This window comes from Mesorhizobium sp. M4B.F.Ca.ET.017.02.2.1 (assembly GCF_003998955.1).
Taxonomy (GTDB): domain Bacteria; phylum Pseudomonadota; class Alphaproteobacteria; order Rhizobiales; family Rhizobiaceae; genus Mesorhizobium; species Mesorhizobium abyssinicae.
The window spans coordinates 1-436 of sequence record NZ_RZOF01000717.1; the positions used below are offsets into that span (position 1 = coordinate 1).

1 protein-coding gene is annotated in these 436 nt (G+C 71.1%); it reads right to left on the reverse strand.

Going from position 1 to position 436, the window contains the following annotated elements; genetic code table 11:
* Positions 1-163: 163 nt before the first annotated feature.
* Positions 164-436: HEAT repeat domain-containing protein (locus EN738_RS35020; RefSeq protein WP_189606179.1), on the reverse strand; the 273-nt coding region annotated here is incomplete at its 5' end.

Genomic DNA, 436 nt, shown 5'->3' on the forward strand with positions numbered 1-436 from the left:
TGCCAGAGCAGCGCCGAGCGCGCCACCGGCGGGCGCATGGACAGCGCGTAGGCGGCGACGATGAGCTGCAACAGGTAGATCGCCGTTTGCGCCAGCCCGGCCCCGATGATGAACCAGGACAGGATTGAGGCTGTCAGAACGATCTGGTGGCTCCAGTCGGCGATCATGTGGCAGGGCCCTCGGCAAGGATGAGCGAGGCGGTGCGCTGGCTGCGCGAGACGTCGCTGGCGGCCATCGCGCGCAGCATCTTTTCGCCGGGCTGGCCGAAGGAGCGCAGCGCGTTGGCGGCGGCATAGCGCACGGTCCACACCTCGTCGTCCATCAGCCCGGCGAGCGTCGCAGCGAGTTCGCTGAGGCCGAGGCGGCCGGCGGCGTCGGCGGCGTCGGCGCGCACGTCGAGGTCGTCGCTCGCCATCGCGCTCGCCAGGATGGACGG